This is a genomic window from Devosia sp. Leaf420, assembly GCF_001425445.1.
In the GTDB taxonomy this organism is placed as follows: domain Bacteria; phylum Pseudomonadota; class Alphaproteobacteria; order Rhizobiales; family Devosiaceae; genus Devosia.
Map to the genome: position 1 here is coordinate 59,080 of NZ_LMQU01000002.1, position 20,528 is coordinate 79,607.

Annotated in this window: 20 protein-coding genes and 1 tRNA gene; 6 read left to right on the forward strand and 15 right to left on the reverse strand. The window is 61.2% G+C overall.

Annotated elements, in window-relative coordinates; all coding sequences use genetic code 11:
• The first annotated feature begins 79 nt into the window (after positions 1-79).
• A complete protein-coding gene (recG, locus tag ASG47_RS03425; RefSeq protein WP_061907383.1) occupies positions 80-2,188 on the forward strand; it encodes an ATP-dependent DNA helicase RecG in 2,109 nt (702 codons plus the stop codon).
• 116 nt (positions 2,189-2,304) lie between these two features.
• On the opposite strand, the gene glmS is transcribed toward recG, so the two are convergent.
• Together glmS and glmU are read right to left on the reverse strand one after the other, a co-directional pair.
• On the reverse strand, positions 2,305-4,131 hold the full coding sequence (gene glmS, locus ASG47_RS03430) for a glutamine--fructose-6-phosphate transaminase (isomerizing) (RefSeq protein WP_061907354.1): 1,827 nt from the start codon (positions 4,129-4,131) through the stop codon (positions 2,305-2,307).
• Position 4,132: 1 nt separating this feature from the next.
• A complete protein-coding gene (gene glmU, locus ASG47_RS03435) occupies positions 4,133-5,482 on the reverse strand; it encodes a bifunctional UDP-N-acetylglucosamine diphosphorylase/glucosamine-1-phosphate N-acetyltransferase GlmU (protein ID WP_061907355.1) in 1,350 nt (449 codons plus the stop codon).
• A gap of 103 nt (positions 5,483-5,585) precedes the next feature.
• Here glmU and ASG47_RS03440 point away from each other — a divergent pair, with 103 nt between their 5' ends.
• Positions 5,586-6,377, forward strand: a complete 792-nt coding sequence (locus ASG47_RS03440; RefSeq protein ID WP_210168432.1) for a hypothetical protein — start codon at positions 5,586-5,588, stop codon at positions 6,375-6,377.
• Between the two features lie 105 nt (positions 6,378-6,482).
• A tRNA-Lys gene (locus ASG47_RS03445) sits at positions 6,483-6,557 on the forward strand.
• Positions 6,558-6,573: 16 nt separating this feature from the next.
• Here ASG47_RS03445 and ASG47_RS03450 read toward each other — a convergent pair.
• A complete protein-coding gene (locus tag ASG47_RS03450) occupies positions 6,574-8,298 on the reverse strand; it encodes an ABC transporter ATP-binding protein (RefSeq protein ID WP_061907357.1) in 1,725 nt (574 codons plus the stop codon).
• A 146-nt stretch (positions 8,299-8,444) separates the two neighbouring features.
• Here ASG47_RS03450 and ASG47_RS03455 point away from each other — a divergent pair, with 146 nt between their 5' ends.
• Together ASG47_RS03455 and ASG47_RS03460 are read left to right on the forward strand one after the other, a co-directional pair.
• Positions 8,445-8,624, forward strand: a complete 180-nt coding sequence (locus ASG47_RS03455; protein WP_061907358.1) for a hypothetical protein — start codon at positions 8,445-8,447, stop codon at positions 8,622-8,624.
• Positions 8,625-8,652: 28 nt separating this feature from the next.
• The gene (locus ASG47_RS03460) at positions 8,653-9,180 is read left to right on the forward strand and encodes a hypothetical protein (protein ID WP_156463963.1); all 528 of its coding nucleotides are present in this window, start codon (positions 8,653-8,655) and stop codon (positions 9,178-9,180) included.
• 143 nt (positions 9,181-9,323) lie between these two features.
• On the opposite strand, the gene map is transcribed toward ASG47_RS03460, so the two are convergent.
• The 4 genes from map to ASG47_RS03480 form a co-directional block, all read right to left on the reverse strand.
• A complete protein-coding gene (gene map / locus ASG47_RS03465; RefSeq protein ID WP_061907360.1) occupies positions 9,324-10,079 on the reverse strand; it encodes a type I methionyl aminopeptidase in 756 nt (251 codons plus the stop codon).
• Positions 10,080-10,082: 3 nt separating this feature from the next.
• Positions 10,083-11,723 carry a glucose-6-phosphate isomerase gene (gene pgi / locus ASG47_RS03470; protein ID WP_061907361.1) on the reverse strand — a complete coding sequence of 547 codons (1,641 nt, stop codon included), beginning with the start codon at positions 11,721-11,723 and terminating at the stop codon, positions 10,083-10,085.
• Positions 11,724-11,747: 24 nt separating this feature from the next.
• Complete coding sequence (gene tgt / locus ASG47_RS03475; protein ID WP_061907362.1) at positions 11,748-12,887, reverse strand: tRNA guanosine(34) transglycosylase Tgt; 1,140 nt, start codon at positions 12,885-12,887, stop codon at positions 11,748-11,750.
• Positions 12,888-12,955: 68 nt separating this feature from the next.
• On the reverse strand, positions 12,956-13,744 hold the full coding sequence (locus ASG47_RS03480; protein ID WP_061907363.1) for a mechanosensitive ion channel family protein: 789 nt from the start codon (positions 13,742-13,744) through the stop codon (positions 12,956-12,958).
• A gap of 129 nt (positions 13,745-13,873) precedes the next feature.
• Between ASG47_RS03480 and ASG47_RS03485 the strand changes: the two genes are divergently transcribed.
• The gene (locus ASG47_RS03485; RefSeq protein WP_061907364.1) at positions 13,874-14,314 is read left to right on the forward strand and encodes a hypothetical protein; all 441 of its coding nucleotides are present in this window, start codon (positions 13,874-13,876) and stop codon (positions 14,312-14,314) included.
• 1 nt (position 14,315) lies between these two features.
• Here ASG47_RS03485 and ASG47_RS03490 read toward each other — a convergent pair whose 3' ends face one another.
• The 8 genes from ASG47_RS03490 to ASG47_RS03525 form a co-directional block, all read right to left on the reverse strand.
• Positions 14,316-14,942: an exopolysaccharide biosynthesis protein gene (locus tag ASG47_RS03490; RefSeq protein ID WP_061907365.1), complete on the reverse strand. Its 627-nt coding sequence runs from the start codon at positions 14,940-14,942 to the stop codon at positions 14,316-14,318.
• A complete protein-coding gene (gene queA, locus ASG47_RS03495) occupies positions 14,939-16,024 on the reverse strand; it encodes a tRNA preQ1(34) S-adenosylmethionine ribosyltransferase-isomerase QueA (protein ID WP_061907366.1) in 1,086 nt (361 codons plus the stop codon). The genes ASG47_RS03490 and queA overlap by 4 nt, the downstream gene beginning before the upstream one ends.
• 83 nt (positions 16,025-16,107) lie before the next feature.
• Complete coding sequence (locus ASG47_RS03500; protein ID WP_061907367.1) at positions 16,108-16,557, reverse strand: DMT family transporter; 450 nt, start codon at positions 16,555-16,557, stop codon at positions 16,108-16,110.
• A 71-nt stretch (positions 16,558-16,628) separates the two neighbouring features.
• Positions 16,629-17,144, reverse strand: a complete 516-nt coding sequence (locus ASG47_RS03505; protein ID WP_061907368.1) for a peptidylprolyl isomerase — start codon at positions 17,142-17,144, stop codon at positions 16,629-16,631.
• A gap of 221 nt (positions 17,145-17,365) precedes the next feature.
• A complete protein-coding gene (locus tag ASG47_RS03510; protein ID WP_061907384.1) occupies positions 17,366-17,950 on the reverse strand; it encodes a peptidylprolyl isomerase in 585 nt (194 codons plus the stop codon).
• Positions 17,950-18,444, reverse strand: a complete 495-nt coding sequence (gene coaD / locus ASG47_RS03515) for a pantetheine-phosphate adenylyltransferase (RefSeq protein ID WP_061907369.1) — start codon at positions 18,442-18,444, stop codon at positions 17,950-17,952. The genes ASG47_RS03510 and coaD overlap by 1 nt, the downstream gene beginning before the upstream one ends.
• 106 nt (positions 18,445-18,550) lie before the next feature.
• A complete protein-coding gene (locus ASG47_RS03520) occupies positions 18,551-19,171 on the reverse strand; it encodes a LysE family translocator (RefSeq protein WP_061907370.1) in 621 nt (206 codons plus the stop codon).
• A 90-nt stretch (positions 19,172-19,261) separates the two neighbouring features.
• Entirely contained in the window at positions 19,262-20,476 is a 1,215-nt protein-coding gene (locus ASG47_RS03525; protein ID WP_061907371.1) for an MFS transporter, read from the reverse strand.
• Positions 20,477-20,528 lie beyond the last annotated feature (52 nt).

The following is a 20,528-nucleotide window of genomic DNA, read 5'->3' on the forward strand; positions in this document are numbered from 1 at the left end:
CAACCCGCCTGAACGCAACCGGTTCCGCCCTGTTCTTCTCCTGTTCTTTTGTGCGACGTTTCGGGCAGGAGAATCACTCGTGTCGCGCCCAGAAACTCTTCAACCGCTGTTCCGCTCACTCCACGCCATCAAGGGCGTCGGGGACAAACTCGGCGCGCTGCTGACGCGGTTTTTCGGCGCGCCCGATGGCCAAGAAGCCATCGTCCTCGACATCCTGATGCATATGCCGTCCGGCGTTGTCGATCGGCGTCGGCAGGTCGGCATTGCCGAGGCCTATCTCAACCAGATCGTCACGCTCAAACTCCACATTGACCGCCACCAGCCCCCGCCGCGCGGACGCGAGCACATTCCGCATCGGGTCTTCGCCCATGATGAGAGCGGCGATATCAGCCTCGTCTTCTTCCGGGCCCAAGGCGGCTGGGTCGAAAAGGCGCTGCCGGTCGGCGAGGAGCGCTATGTCTCGGGCAAGATCGATTTCTTCAACGGCGAAAAGCAGATCACGCATCCGGACTACATCGTCGAGGCAGAAAAATTCGCCACTCTGCCGCTCGTTGAGCCCGTCTATCCGCTCACCAATGGCCTGAGCTCAAAAGCCCTCGCCAAGCTCGTGCGCCAGGCAGTAGAGGCCGTCCCTCCATTACCCGAATGGATCGACGACACCACCCTTGCGCAACGCAAGTGGCCGACCTTTGCCGAAGCCATGCGCATGGTGCATCTGCCGGAAAATCCGGGTGAAGCCGAACTCTGGGCCCCTGCCCGGCAACGCCTCGCCTATGACGAATATCTCGCCGGTCAGATCACGCTCCAGCTTCTTCGCTCGTCGATGGTGTCGGAAGCCGGCGTCGCGCGCCGATTTACGGGAAAGGTTACGTCAAAGGTTGCCCAAGCGTTACCGTTTTCGCTGACTGAAGGGCAAAACCAGGCCCTCGAAGAAATCCGCGCCGACCTCGCCTCGCCCGAGCGCATGTCCCGGCTTTTACAGGGCGATGTCGGCTCCGGCAAGACCGTCGTCGCCCTGATGGCGATGGCTGCGATGGCCGAATCCGGCGCCCAATCCGCGCTGATGGCACCGACGGAATTGCTGGCCTCCCAACACTTTAGGACCATCAAACCGATCTGCGACGCGGCCGGCCTCGGTTGTGCGCTCCTCACCGGCAAAATGCCCGCCGGCGAGCGCCGCGCTATTCTTGCCGGCCTCGCCGATGGCTCGACCACCATCGCCGTCGGCACCCACGCACTCTTCCAATCCGGCATCGAATTCAAAGACTTAGGCCTGACCGTCGTCGACGAACAACATCGCTTCGGCGTCCACCAACGCCTGGCGCTCTCGGAAAAGGGCCGGCATACCGACCTTCTGGTCATGACCGCAACGCCCATCCCGCGCACGCTCGTCCTGACCCATTTTGGCGACATGGCCGTCAGCGTCATTCGCGAAAAACCGCGCGGCCGCCAACCGATCGACACCGCCGTTCTCTCGATCGGCGATTATGATCGGGTCATCTCCCGCCTGCAGTCGCGGCTGGCCGAAGGCGCCCAAGCGTATTGGGTCTGTCCGCTGGTCGAGGAAAGCGAAACCCTCGAGGTTGTTTCCGCCGAGGACCGGTTCGCTGAACTGCAAAAAATCTTCGGCCTCGACGTCGCTCTCGTCCATGGCCGCATGTCCGGCGCCGCCAAGCAGGAGGTCATGGCCCGCTTCAAGGCCAACGAAATCAAGCTACTAGTCGCCACCACCGTCATCGAAGTCGGCGTCGACGTGCCCAATGCTACGATCATGATCATCGAGCATGCGGAGCGCTTCGGCCTCGCCCAGCTCCACCAGCTTCGCGGCCGCGTCGGTCGCGGCTCCCAGCGCTCAGCGTGCCTTTTACTCTACAAAGACCCGGTCAGCGAAACTGCGAAAGCGCGTCTCGAAACGATCAAATCCACCGAGGACGGTTTTGAAATCGCCGAACGCGATCTCGAACTTCGTGGCCAGGGCGATATTTTGGGCACTCGCCAATCCGGCATGCCCGGCTACCGCCTCGCCGTCCCCGACGTGCACCGCCACCTTTTGGAGTTCGCGCACGACGACGCGAAGGCGCTCATGCAGCGCAACCCCGCGCTGACTGGTGACGAGGGCGAGGCGGCGCGCACACTGCTTTATTTGTTCAGGAAGGACCTAGCGATTCCGCTGATAAGGGCGGGCTAAATCGACCTACCCGCAGCTCCATCGTCACCACCGGCCTTGTCCTGGTGGTCCATGCGGAGGCGAGATGGATTGCCGGGACGAGCCCGGCAATGACGAAGGGCGGAATGATGTGCTGCCTACTCCACCGTAACCGACTTCGCCAAATTCCTCGGCTGATCCACGTCCGTACCCATGAACACGGCAGTATGATAGGCCAGCAATTGCACCGGAATAGTCGCGAGGATCGGCGCGACGAAGGAGTGGACGTGCGGGATTTCGATGATGTCGGCTACGCCATGGCCCACGGTCTTGGCGCCTTCGGCATCGGTGATCAGAATGATCTTGCCGCCACGGGCCGCGACTTCCTGCATATTGCTCAGGGTCTTGTCGACCAGTTCGTCCGATGGCGCGACGACGATCACGGGCATGGCTTCGTCGACCAGCGCGATCGGCCCATGCTTCAGTTCGCCGGCGGCATAGCCCTCAGCGTGGATATAGCTGATTTCCTTGAGCTTCAGCGCGCCTTCCATGGCGATCGGGAACATCGGGCCGCGGCCGAGATAGAGCACGTCCTTGGCCTTAGAGAGGCGCTTGGAAATCTCGATGATCTGACCTTCTGACCCCAGGGCCGTGGAGACCGCCGATGGCAGCGCCGTGAGCGCACGGACAAGTTCGGCTTCCTGCTCGGCGCTGACAACGCCACGCGCGCGGCCAGCCGCAATCGCAAGGCTTGCAAGAGATGTCAGCTGAGCGGTGAGCGCCTTTGTCGAGGCAACACCGATTTCTGGGCCGCAGAGGATTGGGAAAACCACCCCAGATTCGCGGGCAATGGTCGATTCCAGCGTATTGACCAGGCTTGCCACATGCTGGCCCTGGCTGGCGCAGTAGCGCAAAGCGGCCAGCGTGTCGGCGGTTTCGCCCGACTGGGAGATGAAGAGCGACAGGCCATTCTTGTCGAGCGGCGGCTCGCGATAGCGGAATTCGCTCGCCACATCGATATCGACCGGCAGTCGCGCATAGCGCTCGAACCAATATTTGGCGACCGCGCCGGCATAGTAAGCCGTGCCGCAGGCGCTCATGGTCAGGCGAGAGAGATCGGCGAAATCGAAGGGCAGGTTTTCGCGGATCGCCACCTTCTCAGCGCCCATGTCCACATAATGGCTGAGCGTGTGCGAGATGGTTTCCGGCTGCTCGTAGATTTCCTTAGCCATGAAGTGGCGATGATTGCCCTTGTCGACCAGAAGCGCCGAGGCCTGCGACAGCATCTGCTCGCGCTGCACGATGGCGTCCTTGCCATCGCGGATAGTGACGCCAGCCGGGGTGATCACGGCCCAATCGCCATCTTCAAGATAGGTAAGCTTGGACGTAAACGGCGCCAGCGCCATGGCGTCCGAGCCGAGATACATTTCGGTCGTGCCATAGCCGACGGCCAGCGGTGCGCCATGGCGGGCCGCTATCAGCAGATTGGTCTCGCCCTTGAACATGAAGGCGAGTGCAAAGGCGCCCTTCAGCTTTTTCAGCGTGCGCGCGACGGCGAGTTCAGGGTCTGCGCCGTTGACAACTTCGCGGGTGACCCAGAGCGCGACGGATTCGGTATCCGTCTGCGTCTGAGGCAGGTAGCCGTCCTGAGCGAGATCGGCCAGAAGCTCGCGAAAGTTCTCTATGATGCCATTGTGGACTACGGCGACGCGATCGGTGGCATGCGGATGGGCGTTCGTTTCGGTCGGCGCGCCATGCGTGGCCCAGCGCGTGTGGCCGATGCCGATATGCCCGCCAAGCGGCTCCATGCCGAGCTTGGTCGCCAGATTGCCAAGCTTGCCCTCGGCGCGACGGCGAGCGATGAAGCCGCTTTCAAGCGTAGCAACGCCCGCGCTGTCATAGCCGCGATATTCCAGCCGCCTCAGGGCATCGACCAGACGATCCGCAACCGGCGCGTTACCGACGATTCCAACAATGCCGCACATCTTATTTCCCCTTGGCCGCTTTTTTGGCCAGCGCCCTTTCGCGCAGTTTGGGCGCATAGCCCGGCTTGTTCACTTGGCTCGCGCGGCCAAAGGCCAGCGCGTCATCCGGCACATCTTCGGTGATGACGCTGCCTGATGCGGTATAAGCACCATTGCCGATCGTGACCGGCGCAACCAGCGAGGCGTTGGACCCGATAAAGGCATTGTCGCCGATAATGGTCTTGTCCTTGTTCACACCATCATAATTACACGTAATGGTGCCCGCGCCGATATTGGTCTTCGTCCCGATCTCAGCATCGCCAAGATAGCTGAGATGCCCGGCTTTCGTGCCATCGCCGATCTTGGATTTTTTCACCTCGACGAAATTGCCGAGGTGCACGTCCCGTCCCAATTCGGCGCCGCCGCGGATGCGCGCGAACGGACCGATGCTTGATCCCTCGCCAATGACGACATCTTCGATATCACAGAAAGCGCGAATTTCGACATTGTCGGCGATTTTGACGCCTGGACCAAAAACGACATTGGGAAAGACGGTGACGTCGCGGCCAAGCTCGGTGTCCCAGGAAAACCAGACACTTTTCGGATCGCGCAAGGTGACGCCGTTTTCCATGGCTTCGTTGCGCTTGAACTCCTGGAACGTCGCCTCGGCTTCGGCCAGTTTCAAGCGGTTATCGACGCCCACCAATTCCGCGGCATCGGCCTCGATGAAATCGACGCGGCGAGCGTCGCCCGCTGCCAGCTCTACCGCGTCGGTCAGGTAATATTCGCCCTTGGCATTCTTGTTCTCGATCCGGTCGATGACCGAGCGCAGAACCTCGCCCCGGAATCCCATGATGCCGGAATTGCAGAGGCCAATCTGCCGTTCTTCTTCGGTCGCGTCCTTGTGCTCGCGAATGGCGAAGATCTGTCCGTCCTTGGTGAGGAGCCGGCCATAGCCCGTCGGGTTTTCCGGACGGAAGCCGACGACAACCATGTCGGCGCCGCCATCGAGCTTCTCGACAATTCTGGCAATCGTTTCGCCCGTGATCAGCGGATTGTCGGCATAAAGCACGAGTACATGGCCCTGCGCCGCTTCATAAGCCGCTCTTGCCTGCTGCACGGCATGGCCCGTCCCTAGACGGTCAACTTGCTTGGAAATATGCGCGCTGGCTTCAAACCGGGTCACCGCTGCTTCCACAGCCTCGTGGTTTGGGCCCACGACAACGGCGATGGTCGAGCCCGCGGCTTTTGCCGTGCGCAACACGTGGCTCACCACCGGGAGGCCGCCCACAGGATGCAAAACCTTGGGCAAGGCCGATTTCATGCGCGTGCCTTCGCCCGCTGCGAGAATGATGGAAAGCAAGTCAGTCATCGGGGCACTCCGCCTCGTCGTCTTCTGTTTACCAATTGCCACGATTGTAAGGCTGCGGTCATTGGCGATTAGATAACGAAATCTCTCTTTAATAGGCCGTGTAATGCCCATGATTCGCTGGGCTGTCGAGGACGGACGATTGGCCACTATTCCAGAAGATATCACGCAATCCGATGTTACCGCATGGGGCGTCGTTGCGCTTGTGTGCACCGGACTTGCCGTTCTGGGTGCCAATCTAGCGACACTTTTGCCCAGCAGCGCACTTCTGGCGCTGCATTCGCCACGCAATGACGCGGTTTCGATTGTGCAGATTCGCCAGCAGGTTGCCGAATTGCGCGCGGCCACTGCCGAGTTGCGCCGCCAGAATGATACCCTCACCACGCGCTTCTCGCTGCAGGAACAGTCCGGCGGAGAAGCGGCGCGTCGCCTCGGTGCGCTGGAAGTCGCCCTGCCCGTGATCATGGAATCGCGTCCGACCATCGCGCCGATTGACCGGACCGTGACGACAGCGTCGATCACAGGCACACCATCGCAGCAGTTCGAGGCGGAAGGCGGCACCGTTGTCGTGCGCCAATCCCCGCTTGAGCAGCCGATTCCGGCGCCCATCCAGCTTGCCAGCGCCAGCGGCGCGCAGGTTGGCTACGCCGTTGCTGTCGGCTCCAGCTTCTCACCCGGCCAGGCAGCGATGCAGTGGCGCAATCTCGAAGTGCAGCTCGGCTCGCTGACCGTGGACCTGACGCCGCTCCTCTCCAATGCAACCGACAGCAACCAGCAGCGCATCGTTCTTGGGCCGATCGCCAAGCTCTCGGATGCCCGTGATCTTTGCGCCAAGCTGGAGCAGCGCGAAATTGCCTGTTCGCCTGCCAGCTATGCCGGCGTCAGCATGGCGCGCTGAGCCGCCATCCCCAGGCTTGGAACGACCCGGCGCAATAGAGGTTGACTCCGGGATCATCCTAGCTATTTTCCGCGCCAACGCCGCAGGGCGTTAGTGAAGACAAATGCGCCGGTAGCTCAGTGGTAGAGCATTCGACTTTTAATCGAATGGTCGAGGGTTCGAACCCCTCCCGGCGTACCACTCTCCCCCAACCACATCAGCCGACAAGTCCCAACTGTTGGGCCGAGTGTAGCTGCGAATAGATACCGCGGCGGCTGAGCAGATCGTCATGTGCGCCCTGTTCGGCAATGCCATTCTCCGTCAGCACGACGATACGATGAGCATGGCGGACCGTCGCCAGGCGATGCGCGATGATCAGCGTCGTTCGGCCGGCCGAAAGTTCATTCAGCGCCTGCTGGATTGCCGCTTCTGTCGCGGTATCGAGCGCCGAGGTCGCCTCGTCGAGAATGAGAATCGGCGGGTTCTTGAGGAAGATGCGGGCGATGGCGACACGTTGCTTTTGCCCACCGGACAGTTTCACACCGCGCTCACCGACCACGGTATCGAGCCCCGCTGGCAGACCGGCGATCATTTCTTCGAGCCGCGCGCGTTTCGCCGCTGCGATAATATCGGCGTCCGTCGCCGTCAGATCGCCATAGGCGATGTTGTCGCGCAATGTACCGCCGAAGAGGAACACATCCTGCTGCACGACGCCGATCTGCTTGCGAAGCGAGGCCTGCGTCATATCGGCGATGTCGATTCCATCAACGGTGATGCGTCCAGCGGTCGGTTCATAAAAGCGCGGCAGCAGAGAGCATAGCGTCGTCTTGCCGGCGCCCGATGGCCCGACGATCGCCACGGTCTCCCCTGCAGGGATGTCAAGATTGACGTCGCGCAGGATCGAGCGGCCGGAATCATAGGCGAATGACACGCCCTCATAACGGATGTGCCCGGTCAGGCGATCGACCTCGATCGCGTCTGGACGGTCGGCAATGTCGGGTTCGGTATCGATGAGAGTGGTGAACCGCTTAAAGCCGGCAATGCCCTTGGGATAGCTTTCCAGCACGCCGGTGATCTTGTCGATCGGGCGGAGGAAGACGTCGACCAGAAGCAGGAAGCTCACAAAGCCGCCATAGGTCAATTCGCCGATCACCACGAGCCAGGCGCCCGAGAGCATGATCACCAGTTGCACGAGCCGGGTCGAGAGGAAGGTAATGAGCAGGCTCGCCGTCATCATCGCATAGGCTTCGAGCTTGGTCTTGCGATAGGCCAGGTTATTGCTCTGGAACAGCCCGGATTCGTGGCTTTCATTGGCGAAGGCCTTGACGACGCGAATGCCGCCAATGGCATCTTCGACCCGCACATTGAAGTCGCCGACGCGGCGGAAAAGTTCCTGCCAATTCGTCGTCATCTTCGAGCCATAGCGGCCCACGAGCCAGCTCATCACCGGCACGAGCGCTATGGCGATCATCGCCAGCTTCCAGTTGGTGAAGAACATCAGCGCGAAAGCGCCGATAAAGGTCATGATCGCGATGAACACGTCCTCGGGGCCGTGATGCGCGACTTCGCCGACATCCTCAAGATCCTTGGTCACATGGGTAATGAGGTGCCCGGTCTTGTGATTGTCGAAGAACCGGAAGCTGAGCTTCTGCATATGGTCGAAAGCCTGGCGCCGCATGTCGGTTTCCATCGACACGCCGAGCACATGGCCGAAATAATTGACCACGGCTTTGAGCGCGGCGCTGACCAGATAAATGGCGAGAAGGCCCGCGCAGGCCGCGATAATCAGCGAATAATTGGACTGCGGCAGCAGCTTGTCGATGACGTAGGCGACCGAAAGCGGAAAGGCGAGTTCGAGCAGACCCGCCAGAACAGCACAACCAAAGTCGAGGACGAAGAGCCCGCTATAGGGACGATAGTAGGAATAGAAACGCTTCAACATCGGGCTCAGGCTCATCGAAAAGACAAAGGCTAGAAATTTATACCGGCTTAGTCATATTTGATTGGACTGGCAATGCGCGGTCCCTGTCTTGACGCCGCCCTATGACGCAGGCATGACCCGGATCAACCGCTTCCGCCTTGAGTGTCATGACCGCTTCTCCCAGCACCCCCGATCCCTATGCCGAGCTCGATTATCGAGCCGATGCGGCGGAGCTATCGGACGGTTTCAGGAAGCCCATGACCATCAAGCGGACACTGCGCGGCGCCAGCCGGGCTGATTTTCCCACGCCACGGCGCAGCGCTTTCAGAATCGGCCGCCTCGACTAATATTGCCCTATTCAGCCCAGGAGGCGGCGTGTCTCAAGATACTATGGACCTGATCAAGGTTCTGGCAGCGGTCCTGCTCGTGTTTGCCGCGTCCACGGTGGTGATGCTCTATGTCATCTATCTGATGGCGCAGTATGGCGCGAACCTGCCCATGGTCGGTGCCGTGCCGCTGACCGCACCGCCCGAACTGATCCCACTCCTTGCGCAGAACCAGGTATTTGCGACGCTGGCAGCCGTCCATGTCACGGCCACTGGCATTGCCCTCGCGCTGGCCAGCAATACGCTCGACACTGCCCTTCTCATCACCGCCAAGGCGGTGACCGTGGTCATCACCTCGCTGATCGGCTTTGCCGGCGGGCATATGATCTATCTGCAGCTCAACGAGAACACGCCGCTCTCAGCCAGCGGCATCGCCCCGGCGCTGATCGCGTTGGCAGGCTATTTCGTACTCTCGACGGCGCTGAGCGTGCCATCACTGCGGCAATTGGGAAATCTGAGGTTCGCAGTGGCGCTTGGTCTGGTACTGCTGGGGCCGCTGCTTCTGGTTTGGCTGTAGCAAGGCCCCCTCACCCGGCCTGTGGCCGACCTCTCCCCAGAGGGAGAGGTGTCGCTCCGCGTCTAAGGCATCCCCCACCTCTCCCTAGGGGGAGAGGTCGACCCTCTTGGGTCGGGTGAGGGGGCCTTCCGTCGAAGGGCAATCTAAGCCGCCAGCGTCACCACTAGCGCGCCACGCGGCGTTGCCACAACCGTGTGCTCATACTGCACACATGGCGCCATCGGATCGCTGACCAGCGTCCATTCATCGTCTTCTGACTTCTGCGCCGCATAGCGACCACCGAGCGAGAGGAACGGCTCGATGGTGAACACCAGTCCATTCCCGATCTTCCGGCGCTCCGAGCGATCCGGCCAGGTCGGGATTTCGCCCGGTTCGTCATGGAGGCTATCGCCCACGCCGTGGCTCGCGAGATTGGTGATCAGCGTATAGCCGCCCTTCTTCGCGAATTTGCCGATGGCTGTGCCGATATCGCCAAGCGGCGCGCCGGCCTTGACCGCATTGATCCCGGCCCACATCGCCTTTTTGCCATCGCGGCAGAGCGTATCGAGCCGTTTGTCGCCTTTGCCGAGCACATAGCTCGCGCCGCAATCGGCGAAGACGCCATTCAATTCGGCCGACACGTCGATATTGACGAGATCGCCCTCGCGCAGCACCCGGTCGCCCGGAATGCCATGGGCGATTTCCTCATTGACCGAGATGCAGGTGTGACCGGGAAAATCATAGGTCAGGATCGGCGCGGAAATCGCGCCGTGCTCGGCCAAGATTTTCGCACCGATTTCGTCGAGTTGGAGCGTCGTCATGCCCGGCCGCATCGCCGCCGCCATGGCCTCGCGGGCCACGGCGCAGATCCGACCAATGGCTTTCAGCTTTTCGAGCTGCTCGTCAGTCGTAATGGTCACTGATCAGGCCTTGTTGGCGAGGTAGTATTTGAGAAGGCCCTGGGTCGAGCTGTCGTGCCCTTCCCCGCTCGCCTGTCCCTGCACCTTGGGCAGCAGCGCCTTTGCAAGTTGCTTGCCAAGCTCGACGCCCCACTGATCGTAGGAATTGACGTTCCAGATCACCCCCTGCACGAAGACCTTGTGCTCATAAAGCGCGACGAGCGAACCAAGGATTTCTGGGGTAAGCTGCTTGTAAAACAGCGTGTTGGACGGACGATTGCCGGGGAACACCTTGTGCGGCGTCAGTTCCTTGATCTTCTCCTTGTCGAGGCCCTGCGTCTTGAGTTCATCGACAACTTCCTCCGCGGTCTTGCCAAGCATCAGGGCTTCGGACTGCGCCAGGACATTAGCCACGAGCTTGTCGTGATGCGGCGGCAGGCTCTCATGCGGCTGCGCAGCGATCAGGAAATCGCAGGGGATGACGTCCGTGCCCTGGTGGATCAACTGATAGAACGCGTGCTGGCCATTGGTGCCCGGCTCGCCCCAGACGATCGGGCCCGTCGACCAGCCGACGTCCTTGCCATTCAGCGTCACTGACTTGCCGTTCGATTCCATATCCTGCTGCTGCAGATAGGCCGGGAAGCGGCTGAGGCGCTGGTCGTAGGGCAGCACGGCATGGGTCGAGAACCCCCAGGCATTGCGATACCACACGCCAAGCAGGCCCATGATGACGGGCAGATTGCTTTCAAGCGGCGTTTCGAGGAAATGCCGGTCCATGGCATCGGCGCCGGCGAGGAACTTTGCAAAATTGTCGTAGCCGACGGCCAGCGCCACCGGCAGACCGATCGCCGACCACACCGAATAGCGGCCACCGACCCAGTCCCAGAACCCGAAGATGCGGTCTTCCTGAATACCGAACTTTGCGCAGCCTTCGATATTGGTCGAAACCGCCGCAAAGTGGCTCGGCACCGCCTCTTCGCCCAGCGCATCGGCCAGCCACTTCCGCGCCGAATGGGCGTTGGTCATGGTTTCGTCGGTCGTAAAGGTTTTGGACGCCACGATGAACAGCGTCTTCTTCGGGTCGAGCCCGTTCAGCGTATCGTGGATGTGGGCGCCGTCGACATTGGACACGTAATGGGCGCGCAGGTCTGGGCGCGTATAAGGCGCGAGCGCCAGCGTGACCATGACGGGGCCAAGGTCCGATCCGCCGATGCCGATATTGACGACATCGGTGATCTGCTCGCCGCCATGGCCGCGGATTTCGCCCGAGCGCACTGCATTGGTGTAATTCTCGATGGCCTTAAGCACCGCCCGCACGTCAGGCATCACATCCTTGCCGTCGACTTCGACCGGCTTGTCACCCTGATAGCGCAGCGCCATGTGCATCACGGCGCGCTCTTCGGTGATGTTGATATGCTCGCCTTCGCACATCTGGGCGCGGCGTTCTTCGACACCTGCAGCGCGCGCCAGGTCGAACAGGGCGGTCATCACCTCTTCGTCGACGCGGTTCTTGGAATAGTCGAGGAGGATTTCAGCGCCGCTGGCGGTGAACCGCTGGAAGCGGTTCGGGTCCTCGGCGAACAACAGCCGCATCGGCTGGCTCTCGATCGCCTTCTTGAGCTTGCCCAGCGTTTCGAACCCGGCCTTGCGTCCCGACTTTGCCATGACAGTCTTCTCCAAGTGGAATTTTTACAGGACCGGCAGGTCGCCGGCAGCCCAGGCGGCGCGCGTTTCGGCCGCAAAATCGGCCATGCGGCCGGCCTCGATCGCCGCCCGCGCGCCCGCAGTCAGCTCTTGATAATAGGCAAGGTTGATCTGCGAAAGCACCATCGCGCCCAAAATCTCTTCCGTCCTTACCAGATGGTGGAGATAGGCGCGGCTCCAGCGCCGGCAGTTCGGGTTGGGCGATGCCTCATCGAGCGGCCGGTGATCATCCTTATGCCGAGCGTTCTTCAGGTTGATGACGCCAAAGCGCGTATAGGCATGGCCATGACGCCCGGCGCGCGTCGGATGGACGCAGTCGAACATGTCGACGCCGCGCTCGATGCCGCCCAGAATATCGTCCGGCTTGCCGACGCCCATCAGATAGCGCGGCCGATCCCAGGGCAGTTCCGGCGTGATGTCGGAGAGCACACGGAACATCACTTCCTGCGGCTCGCCAACGGCCAGCCCGCCGATCGAATAGCCATCAAAGCCAATCGATTTCAAACCGGCTGCTGATTTGGCGCGCAGTTCTGCGTCGTCGCCCCCCTGCACGATGCCGAAGAGCATACGGTTCTGCTGGTTGTTGAAGGCAGTTTTTGATCGATCCGCCCAGCGCAGCGACAATTCCATCGCCCGCTCGATTTCCTTGCGCTCCGCCGGCAGGGCGATGCACTCGTCGAGCTGCATGATGATGTCGCTGTCGAGCAGCGTCTGGATTTCGATCGAGCGCTCCGGCGTCAGTTCGTAAGACGACCCATCGATATGCGATTTAAAAGTCACGCCCTTTTCAGTCAGCTTCCGGAGCTTCGCCAGCGACATGACCTGAAAGCCGCCGCTATCGGTCAGGATCGGGCGCTGCCAATCCATGAAATCATGAAGCCCGCCGAGCGAAGCGACGCGCTCGGCGCCAGGGCGCAACATCAGGTGATAAGTATTGCCGAGGAGAATATCCGCGCCGGTCTCGCGGACCTGCTCAGGATACATCGCTTTCACGGTGCCAGCCGTGCCCACGGGCATGAAGGCCGGCGTGTTGATTTCGCCGCGGGGCGTGTCGATGCGGCCGCGCCGGGCCATGCCGTCGCTCGCCGTCAGGGAAAAGGTTACTAGTTTGCTCGTCGTGCTCATGGGGCGGGTTCTAGCGGGTTGGCCCGCAGGAAGAAAGACCCTGCCCCATGTGCAATGCTATCAAAAGCTCAGGCGGCTGCCGGCGCGAAATTGTTGTTTTCTTCCAGCACGGTTTTGATCCGCTCCTGGATGATCGAGCGGGCTTCCCACCAATCCCTGCTCCGCACCGGCACGCGGGCCGCAAGCGTCATATTGGTATCGGCCAGGGTATCGAGCCAGATTTCCGACTTCATGCCCTCATCCGAAAACTCCGTCGCGAGCGCCCTGCCGATGGCAGCGCGCACCGCATCGAGATTGGCCGCGCGCGACACGTTGAACTTCACCTCGACCACGCGCGATTTTTCGCGGCTATAGTTGATGATTTTGGCATTCGAGAGTTTCGAGTTCGGCGCAAAAAGATAGAGCCCATCGATGGTTCGCAATTGCGTCGCGAAAAGCCCAACCTCGACGACCGTGCCGACAATGCCATCAGCATCGATATAGTCGCCGGTGTTAAAGGGCCGCAGGAAGACCAGCATGATCCCAGCTGCGATATTGGACAGCGTGCCTTGCAAGGCCAAGGCAATGGCCAAGCCGGCCGCGCCGAGCACCGCGAGAATGGACGCCGTCTCGACGCCGAACTGGCCGAGCACGATGATGATGGTGACGAACAGGATGCCATAGCGCACCGCCTGCCCTGCCAGCGGCGCGACCGTCGCATTGTTGCGCAGCCGCGAACTCATGAGGCCGGTCACGTAGCGCGAAACGAGATTGGCAATGATCCAACCAGCCACCAGGACGACGATAGCGATAACCATGGACCAGACATTGGCTATGATCCAGGCGGTTGAGATTCCAAAGATTTCGGCTTCCTGCACGACGCGCTCCTGTTTGCGGCTCCGTTGTCGAAAATCTCCAGTCTTGAGATGGTTGCAGATCCATCATGCCGGATTTTCGCCATGCTCCCCTGCGCAAATCGCAAACCTGTGATTACTGTTGAGGTTTCAATGTTCCGCACCGCGCTTCTCGCTGCCGCCCTGCTCGGCACCTCCATGCCCGTCTTTGCCCAGGACGCTACCGACTATAGCGGCACCTATCTCGGGAGCGGTGAAGGCGATCTGACGCTTGAGCTGAACCACATCGAAGACGACGCTTATGGCATTTCGATCGAAACCGTCGTGCCTATGGAAAACGACATGCCGGGCTGCGCCGGTGGTATCGAGGGCGAAGTGCTGCTCTCGGAAGGCGGCGGCAATTTCTTCGTCGAAAATGAAATGTACGATCCCGAAAGCGACTCGCCCATGTTTTCCGAGCGCTATTGCGAAGTCGGCCTCACCTTCAATGAAGACGGCACAGTGGTGATGGAAGAGCGCGACGGGTGCCTCGAATATCACGGTGCCTCATGCGGTTTCTCCGGCAATCTCGTCCACGAAAGCGCCGCCGGCTGAGCTAGAAAACCGCATTCCAGGCGCTGCCGCCGAGGTTGAGCGCCGCAAGGACCAGTGCGACTTCCACGCCTAGACCGATCAGACAGATCAGGGTGCCGACGACGACGCCGGCCCCATCCCGATTAAGCATCGAAAACGCCAGGACGCAGAGCCCGACATTGGGCACGGCATTGGCGAATGGGATCGGCACCGTCATCGCGACGCTGATCACCATGGCGAAGATGCCATAAGGCACAGTCGCCGCGGCGCCCGTCAGCCAGCGCATGCGCGGCTTGGAAAAGCGGGCGATGATCCCCGTCACTTTCACGACCTGCTGGCTACCTTTCAGCATCGGCGCAATTGGAAGCTTCCGCTTGCCGATAATGTCTGGCAGCCGGATCGGCTTGCCCAGCACCATGAACAGCGCGACGGCAAAAGTCGTCCAGGCCAGCGTGCCGCCGAATCCAGGCGGGCCGGGTATCATGTTGAGCAGCGTCAGCATGAGGATGAGCAGTCGATGCGCGCCCGGCCCCATCGCCTCGATCAATCGATCGAAGGTCAGCTTCTCGTCACCCCCAGCGGAGATGGTCTCAAGGACGGAAACGATGCGCTTGGTATAGCGGACGATTGGGCGGCGTTTGCCCGTCAAATATCGTCATCCCTGTCGCGCGACCGATCGCGGAACAGTAGCGAGGAGTCGCCGTAGGAATAGAACCGGTAACCGTCTGCGATCGCATGCGCATAGGCCGCCTTCATCGTGTCGAAACCGGCGAAGGCGCTGACGAGCATGAAGAGCGTCGATTTCGGCAGATGGAAATTGGTCATCAACACGTCGACCGTCCGAAACCGGAAGCCGGGCGTGATGAAGATATCCGTGTCGCCCATGAAGGGCTGCAAGGTCCCTGTGGCCCGCGAGGCCGTTTCGAGCAGCCGCAGACTTGTCGTCCCGACGGCAATGACCCGGCCACCTGCCGCACGCCTGGCATTGATACGCTCGACCGTTGCCTGATCGATCTCGCCCCATTCCGAATGCATCACGTGGTCGTCGGTGTCTTCCGCCTTCATCGGCAGGAAGGTCCCTGCCCCGACATGCAGCGTCACGCGTTCCATGGTCACGCCGCGCTCGGTCAATTGCTGCAGTAGCCGCTCGGTGAAATGCAGCCCCGCAGTCGGCGCGGCAACGGCGCCATCTTCGGCCGCATAGACGGTCTGATAGTCGATCTTGTCGCGCTCCTCGACACCCCGCTTGGCGCCGATATAGGGCGGCAGCGGCATGGCGCCATGGGATTTGATGGCTTCATCGAGCGCTGCGCCGCCGAGTTCGAATTCGAGCGTCACTTCTCCCGTATCGCCCTTGCCGGCGACGCGGGCCTTCAGCGCATCAGCCTGACCATTGCCCAGTTCCAGCTCATCGAGCAGCGCCAGCTTCTTGGCCGGCCGCGCAAAAGCGCGCCAGGTATGCGCATCGACCCGCTTGTGAAGGTTGAACGAGATATTGGCCCGCAATTCGCCCCGGATGCGGCTGCCCTTGAGTTCGGCCGGCAGAACGCGCGTGTCATTGACCACCAGCACATCGCCCGGCTCCAGGATATCCAACAGATCCGGGATATGCCGATCTTCCAGCCTTTCGCCCGGACGCACCAGCAAGAGCCGCGCGGAATCGCGCGGTTCGGCCGGATGGAGGGCGATCAGGGTTTCGGGCAGGTCGAAGTCGAATTCGGATACACGCATGATGGCTCGTTAGCATGCCTTTTTGCGAGCGGAAACGGGTCACTAACGCCGAAGTTGCCGAACGCCGCGAACAGCAGCCATGCCTAGAGCACGCGGATCATCACCGCGCCGATGATCAGGAGAGCGGCACCGGCCACGCGGCCCATGGTAATCTCGCGCACGGCCATGCCCATGAACCCGACCTTGTCGAGCATAAGCCCCGCCATCAACTGCCCGGCCACCGACAGCGCCATGACCGCCGCGGCGCCAATCATCGGCGTCAGGGTGATATTGGAGAATACGTAAAACGCTCCGAGCAGGCCGCCGGCGATAAGCGTCCACTGCGCCGGAGCCGCAAAGTTGATCGGCGTCGCCGTCAGATGGCTATAGCCGAAGGCCAGCGCCCAGAGCACCACGCCGCCCGCCAAAAACGACACCGCCGCCGCCGCGATCGGCACTTCGAGGGCTCGCCCGAGGCTTGCATTGATCGGTGCCTGCACGGCAATGCAGGCACCCGCAAAGACGCCCATCAGCGCCCAGAGGAGAGTATCCATCTTCAACTTCGAACGTTCCGGTGGCGCTGGACGATAAAAAACTGGCGGCCCCGAAAGACCGCCAGCTTGGCTTATTCTGCGATGTCGGCCGCGACCTTGACCGAGACCATCTTGTCCGGATTGATCACCGGCTCACCGCGCTTGATCTGGTCGACATTTTCCATGCCTTCGATCACCTGGCCCCAGACCGTATACTGGCGGTCGAGGAAGCGAGCGTCCTGGAAGCAGATGAAGAACTGCGAATTGGCGCTGTTCGGATCCTGAGCGCGGGCCATGGAGGCGACGCCACGAACGTGCGGCTCAGCCGAGAATTCCTGCTTGAGGTTCGGATACTGCGAGCCACCCGTGCCGGCACGCGAGGGGTTGAAATCGGGCTTTTCAGAATTGCCGAACTTCACGTCGCCGGTCTGGGCCATGAAGCCGTCGATCACGCGGTGAAAAACCACGCCGTCATAGGCGCCTTCGCGGGCCAGCTTCTTGATGTGATCGACATGGCCGGGAGCCAGGTCTGGACGCATCGCGATAACCACATTGCCCTTGGTCGTTTCGATGACGAGGGTGTTTTCTGGATCGGCGTAATCTGCCATGATTTTCGCTTTCGTTCAAAAGAGGTGGCCCGGATTTAGGCCGAATGGTTGGAGAGCGCAAGGTTTTGAGGCGGGTATTGGGGTCCCCCCCTCCCGGCCTCCCCCATCAAGGGGAGGTGCTATATCGAGTATTTGACTCGATCTCGCCCCACCACCAGCCCAACACCTCCCCCTAGATGGGGGAGGCTGGGAGGGGGTGTCGGCAATCGCCGCTAGTAGCCTCACTTATACTCGATAACAGCCTTCTCGATCTTGTCCGGATTGGCCACGGCGCCATTGGCTTCCTGTGGGCCCTTTTCCAGCGCGTCGACCGCTTCCATGCCGGAGACGACCTTGCCGAAAACCGTATATTGGCCATCGAGGAAGCTCGCATCGGCATAGGTGATGAAGAACTGCGAATTGAACGAGTTCGGGTCCTGCGAGCGGGCGGCGCCGACAACGCCACGCTGGAAGCTCTCGGAATTGAATTCGGCTTCGACGTCCGGCTTGTCCGAACCGCCCATGCCGGCCTGCGACAGGTTGAAGCCCGGCGCGCCGGTCTTGCCATATTGCACGTCGCCGGTCTGAGCCATGAAGCCGTCGATCACGCGGTGAAACACCACGCCGTCATAGGCGCCTTCCTTGGTCAGCTCGATGACGCGCTCGACATGCTTCGGCGCAAGTTCAGGCAGCAGTTCGATATCGACCGTGCCGTCTTCGAGCGTCAGGATCAGGTGCGGCTTGCCTTCCTGCGCCATGACTGGCGCGGCGGTCGCGACGATGGCAGCCAGAGCGAGGCCGGAAAAGAGGCGGCGGGAAATGGTCATCATGATGCTTTCAGGGCCTTGAAGACGATTGGCGGAACGAAGGCGGAAATATCCCCGCCCATCTCGGCGATCTGACGCACCAATGTGGCCGAGATATGCCGCACGGGCGGGCTCGAGGGCAGGAAAACCGTCTGTAGGTCCGGTGCCATCTGCGCGTTCATGCCCACCATCTGCATTTCATAATTGTAGTCCGTGGTGTCGCGCAGGCCGCGAATGATAAGCTTGGCGCCATGCTCGCGCGCCGCATTGACCATCAGACCCGAGAAATCGACGATCTTGAACACGGTATTGGTCCGCAGCCCGACCGGAGCCAGCGCTTGCTCCAGAATCGCAAACCGCGCCTCATGGGTGAAAAGCGGGTTCTTCTTGGTGGCGCTGACGCCAACGCCAACCACCAGCGTATCAACCAGCTTGCAAGCGCGCTCAATGACATCGAGATGCCCATTGGTCAGTGGATCGAACGAGCCCGGATAGAATCCAACGAGAGCGTTCATCTGCCCCTCCCTCTTGTTTTCAAATGGTTTTTGTCACGCGGCGCGATGCGTGGCAAGCGCGCGGACCCCGAAGCATTGCCACCGTGCAAAGCGTTGGAGCAGACAACTAAGCCCGCTTCTGCAGCGCGAGCCAGACGCCGCCGAACATCAGCAGCAGGCCCGCGCCACGGGCAACGAGACGCACCCGCGCAGCACTCAAGACACCCCGTGCCCGACCGGCAAGCAGGGCATAGACGCTGTCTGTCGAGGCGGCGACAATCATGAAGATCAGCCCCAGTATCATCACCTGCGGAAAAGCCGGGCGCGAGGTATCGACGAACTGCGGCAAGAAGGCCCCGAGAAAAATCAGGACCTTAGGATTAGAAATCAGGACCAGAAACCCTTCGAATGCGATCCGGCCAATCGATTTCCGCCGATCCGTCTCCGCCACGCCGAGATGCCCATCGCTAAGAAGCATCTTGATCCCCAGCCAGATCAGGTAAGCCGCGCCAATCAATTTAAGCCAATCGAAGGCTGCCCCCATGAAGGCGACCATTGCCTGCATGCCGAGTGCGACGATGATGGTCATCACCAAAAAGCCTGCCTGCGTCCCCGCGATAATCGCGAGCCCCGCCGACGTGCCGCGCGACAGCGAATTGGCGACGATGACTGTCACCGTCGGTCCAGGAACGATCGCGAGCAGAAAGCAGGCGCCGATATAAGGAACAAGAATCGCAGGGTCGATCATGACGGCTCTCAAGCAGCATGATCAGCAAGCAAATATCGTGAGAGCTTGCAAGTCCTCCGCAGCGCACTAGGCGCCGGTCCGATCCCTTGGTCAATCGCCGCGGTGCGCGACGAGGGTAATGGCGCCCAGAGCCAGCAGCAGCACACCCCCGACAAGAAACGCCGCCGGCGTTCCCCAATGGCTCGCGATCGCGCTGCCGATCAGTGGCGCGGACAGCATGGTCATGGTGATCACCGCTTCACCCGCCGCAAAGACGCGCGCAATCCGGTCCGGCGGTGCGTCGGTCTGAACGATGGTCCGATAGGGCACAAGCATGAACGCCGTCGCTCCACCCATGAAGCACAGCACCAGGAGAAACGCCGGCAATTGCACGGTCCAGCCCATCATTGCCGAGGCAGCCACTGCCGCGGTCGTCGCCCCTGAAATGACGGCTGCCAATGCCATGGTGGGCATCGGCCGTTTACCGGCCATTTGACCCGCAACGAGTGCCCCCAGCAGCCCACCCAATCCCGCGGCGGAAATCGCGAGGCCAAAGGCGGTTTCGTCGAAGCCAAAGCCTTTGGCCAGAAGCGCGATCAGCGCGTCATAAAGGAAGAAGGCGAAATAGGCGCAGGAGGCAAAGATCAGCGCCACCATTAATCGCCGGCCGCGTCGATATTCGCTGATACCCTTGAGTGACTCGGTGAAGAAACGCCCGCGCTCTTCGGTTGACGGTGGCCGCGGCGGCAAAACGAGCGAGACGGCAATTAGCGTCGCCGTCAGCGACAGCGCCGCATTGAGCACAAAAATATTCTGCGCTGGCCAGACGACGAGCAGCAAGCCGCCAATTGCCGGGCCCGCGATCTTGGATGTCTGGTTGATCGCCTGGTGCAAGCCATTGGCAACGCCACGGAGATGCTCTGGCGTACTGGTCTGGATGGCCGCCTGCCGCGCCGGGGTAAAAGCGGAATCGATGCATCCACGCACGAAAACCAGCGCTAGCAGAACTAGCGTGTCACCCGTGAATGCCAAGCTCAACGTTGCCAATGCGCGCCCGAGATTGCTGAAGATGAGCACGGTGCGGATCGGCGCACGGTCGACAAACACCGCCACAAATGGCCCCACCAACACGTAGGGCAGGCTCAGGGCGAGAGCAAAAAGAGCCAGCGCCAACGGCCCCTCGCCCCAGGCATAGACGACCAGCGCAATCACGGCCGCATAATCAAGCCAGTCCGCAAAGTCAGCCGGCACGCTGGCCAGCGCCAGACGCCGTGGCAACGGCAGTTTCAGAAGTGCGCCATAATTGGCTTTTTGACCATCACTCATTACGCACGCTCCAGCTTGGCGCGGAAGATATCGAGATCTTCGGATTGGCTTT

Excerpts from the sequence above, each read along its gene's own strand:
- coaD (WP_061907369.1), bottom strand. The coding sequence starts at position 18,444 with ATGAACGCTCTCGTTGGATTCTATCCGGGCTCGTTCGATCCACTGACC.
- glmU (WP_061907355.1), bottom strand. The coding sequence starts at position 5,482 with ATGACTGACTTGCTTTCCATCATTCTCGCAGCGGGCGAAGGCACGCGC.
- ASG47_RS03450 (WP_061907357.1), bottom strand. The coding sequence starts at position 8,298 with ATGTTGAAGCGTTTCTATTCCTACTATCGTCCCTATAGCGGGCTCTTC.
- ASG47_RS03505 (WP_061907368.1), bottom strand. The coding sequence starts at position 17,144 with ATGGCAGATTACGCCGATCCAGAAAACACCCTCGTCATCGAAACGACC.
- queA (WP_061907366.1), bottom strand. The coding sequence starts at position 16,024 with ATGCGTGTATCCGAATTCGACTTCGACCTGCCCGAAACCCTGATCGCC.
- tgt (WP_061907362.1), bottom strand. The coding sequence starts at position 12,887 with ATGAGCACGACGAGCAAACTAGTAACCTTTTCCCTGACGGCGAGCGAC.
- glmS (WP_061907354.1), bottom strand. The coding sequence starts at position 4,131 with ATGTGCGGCATTGTTGGAATCGTCGGTAACGCGCCGGTTGCGGATCGT.
- ASG47_RS03455 (WP_061907358.1), top strand. The coding sequence starts at position 8,445 with ATGACCGCTTCTCCCAGCACCCCCGATCCCTATGCCGAGCTCGATTAT.
- pgi (WP_061907361.1), bottom strand. The coding sequence starts at position 11,723 with ATGGCAAAGTCGGGACGCAAGGCCGGGTTCGAAACGCTGGGCAAGCTC.
- ASG47_RS03510 (WP_061907384.1), bottom strand. The coding sequence starts at position 17,950 with ATGACCATTTCCCGCCGCCTCTTTTCCGGCCTCGCTCTGGCTGCCATC.
- ASG47_RS03525 (WP_061907371.1), bottom strand. The coding sequence starts at position 20,476 with ATGAGTGATGGTCAAAAAGCCAATTATGGCGCACTTCTGAAACTGCCG.
- ASG47_RS03485 (WP_061907364.1), top strand. The coding sequence starts at position 13,874 with ATGTTCCGCACCGCGCTTCTCGCTGCCGCCCTGCTCGGCACCTCCATG.
- ASG47_RS03440 (WP_210168432.1), top strand. The coding sequence starts at position 5,586 with ATGCCCATGATTCGCTGGGCTGTCGAGGACGGACGATTGGCCACTATT.
- ASG47_RS03520 (WP_061907370.1), bottom strand. The coding sequence starts at position 19,171 with ATGATCGACCCTGCGATTCTTGTTCCTTATATCGGCGCCTGCTTTCTG.
- ASG47_RS03500 (WP_061907367.1), bottom strand. The coding sequence starts at position 16,557 with ATGGATACTCTCCTCTGGGCGCTGATGGGCGTCTTTGCGGGTGCCTGC.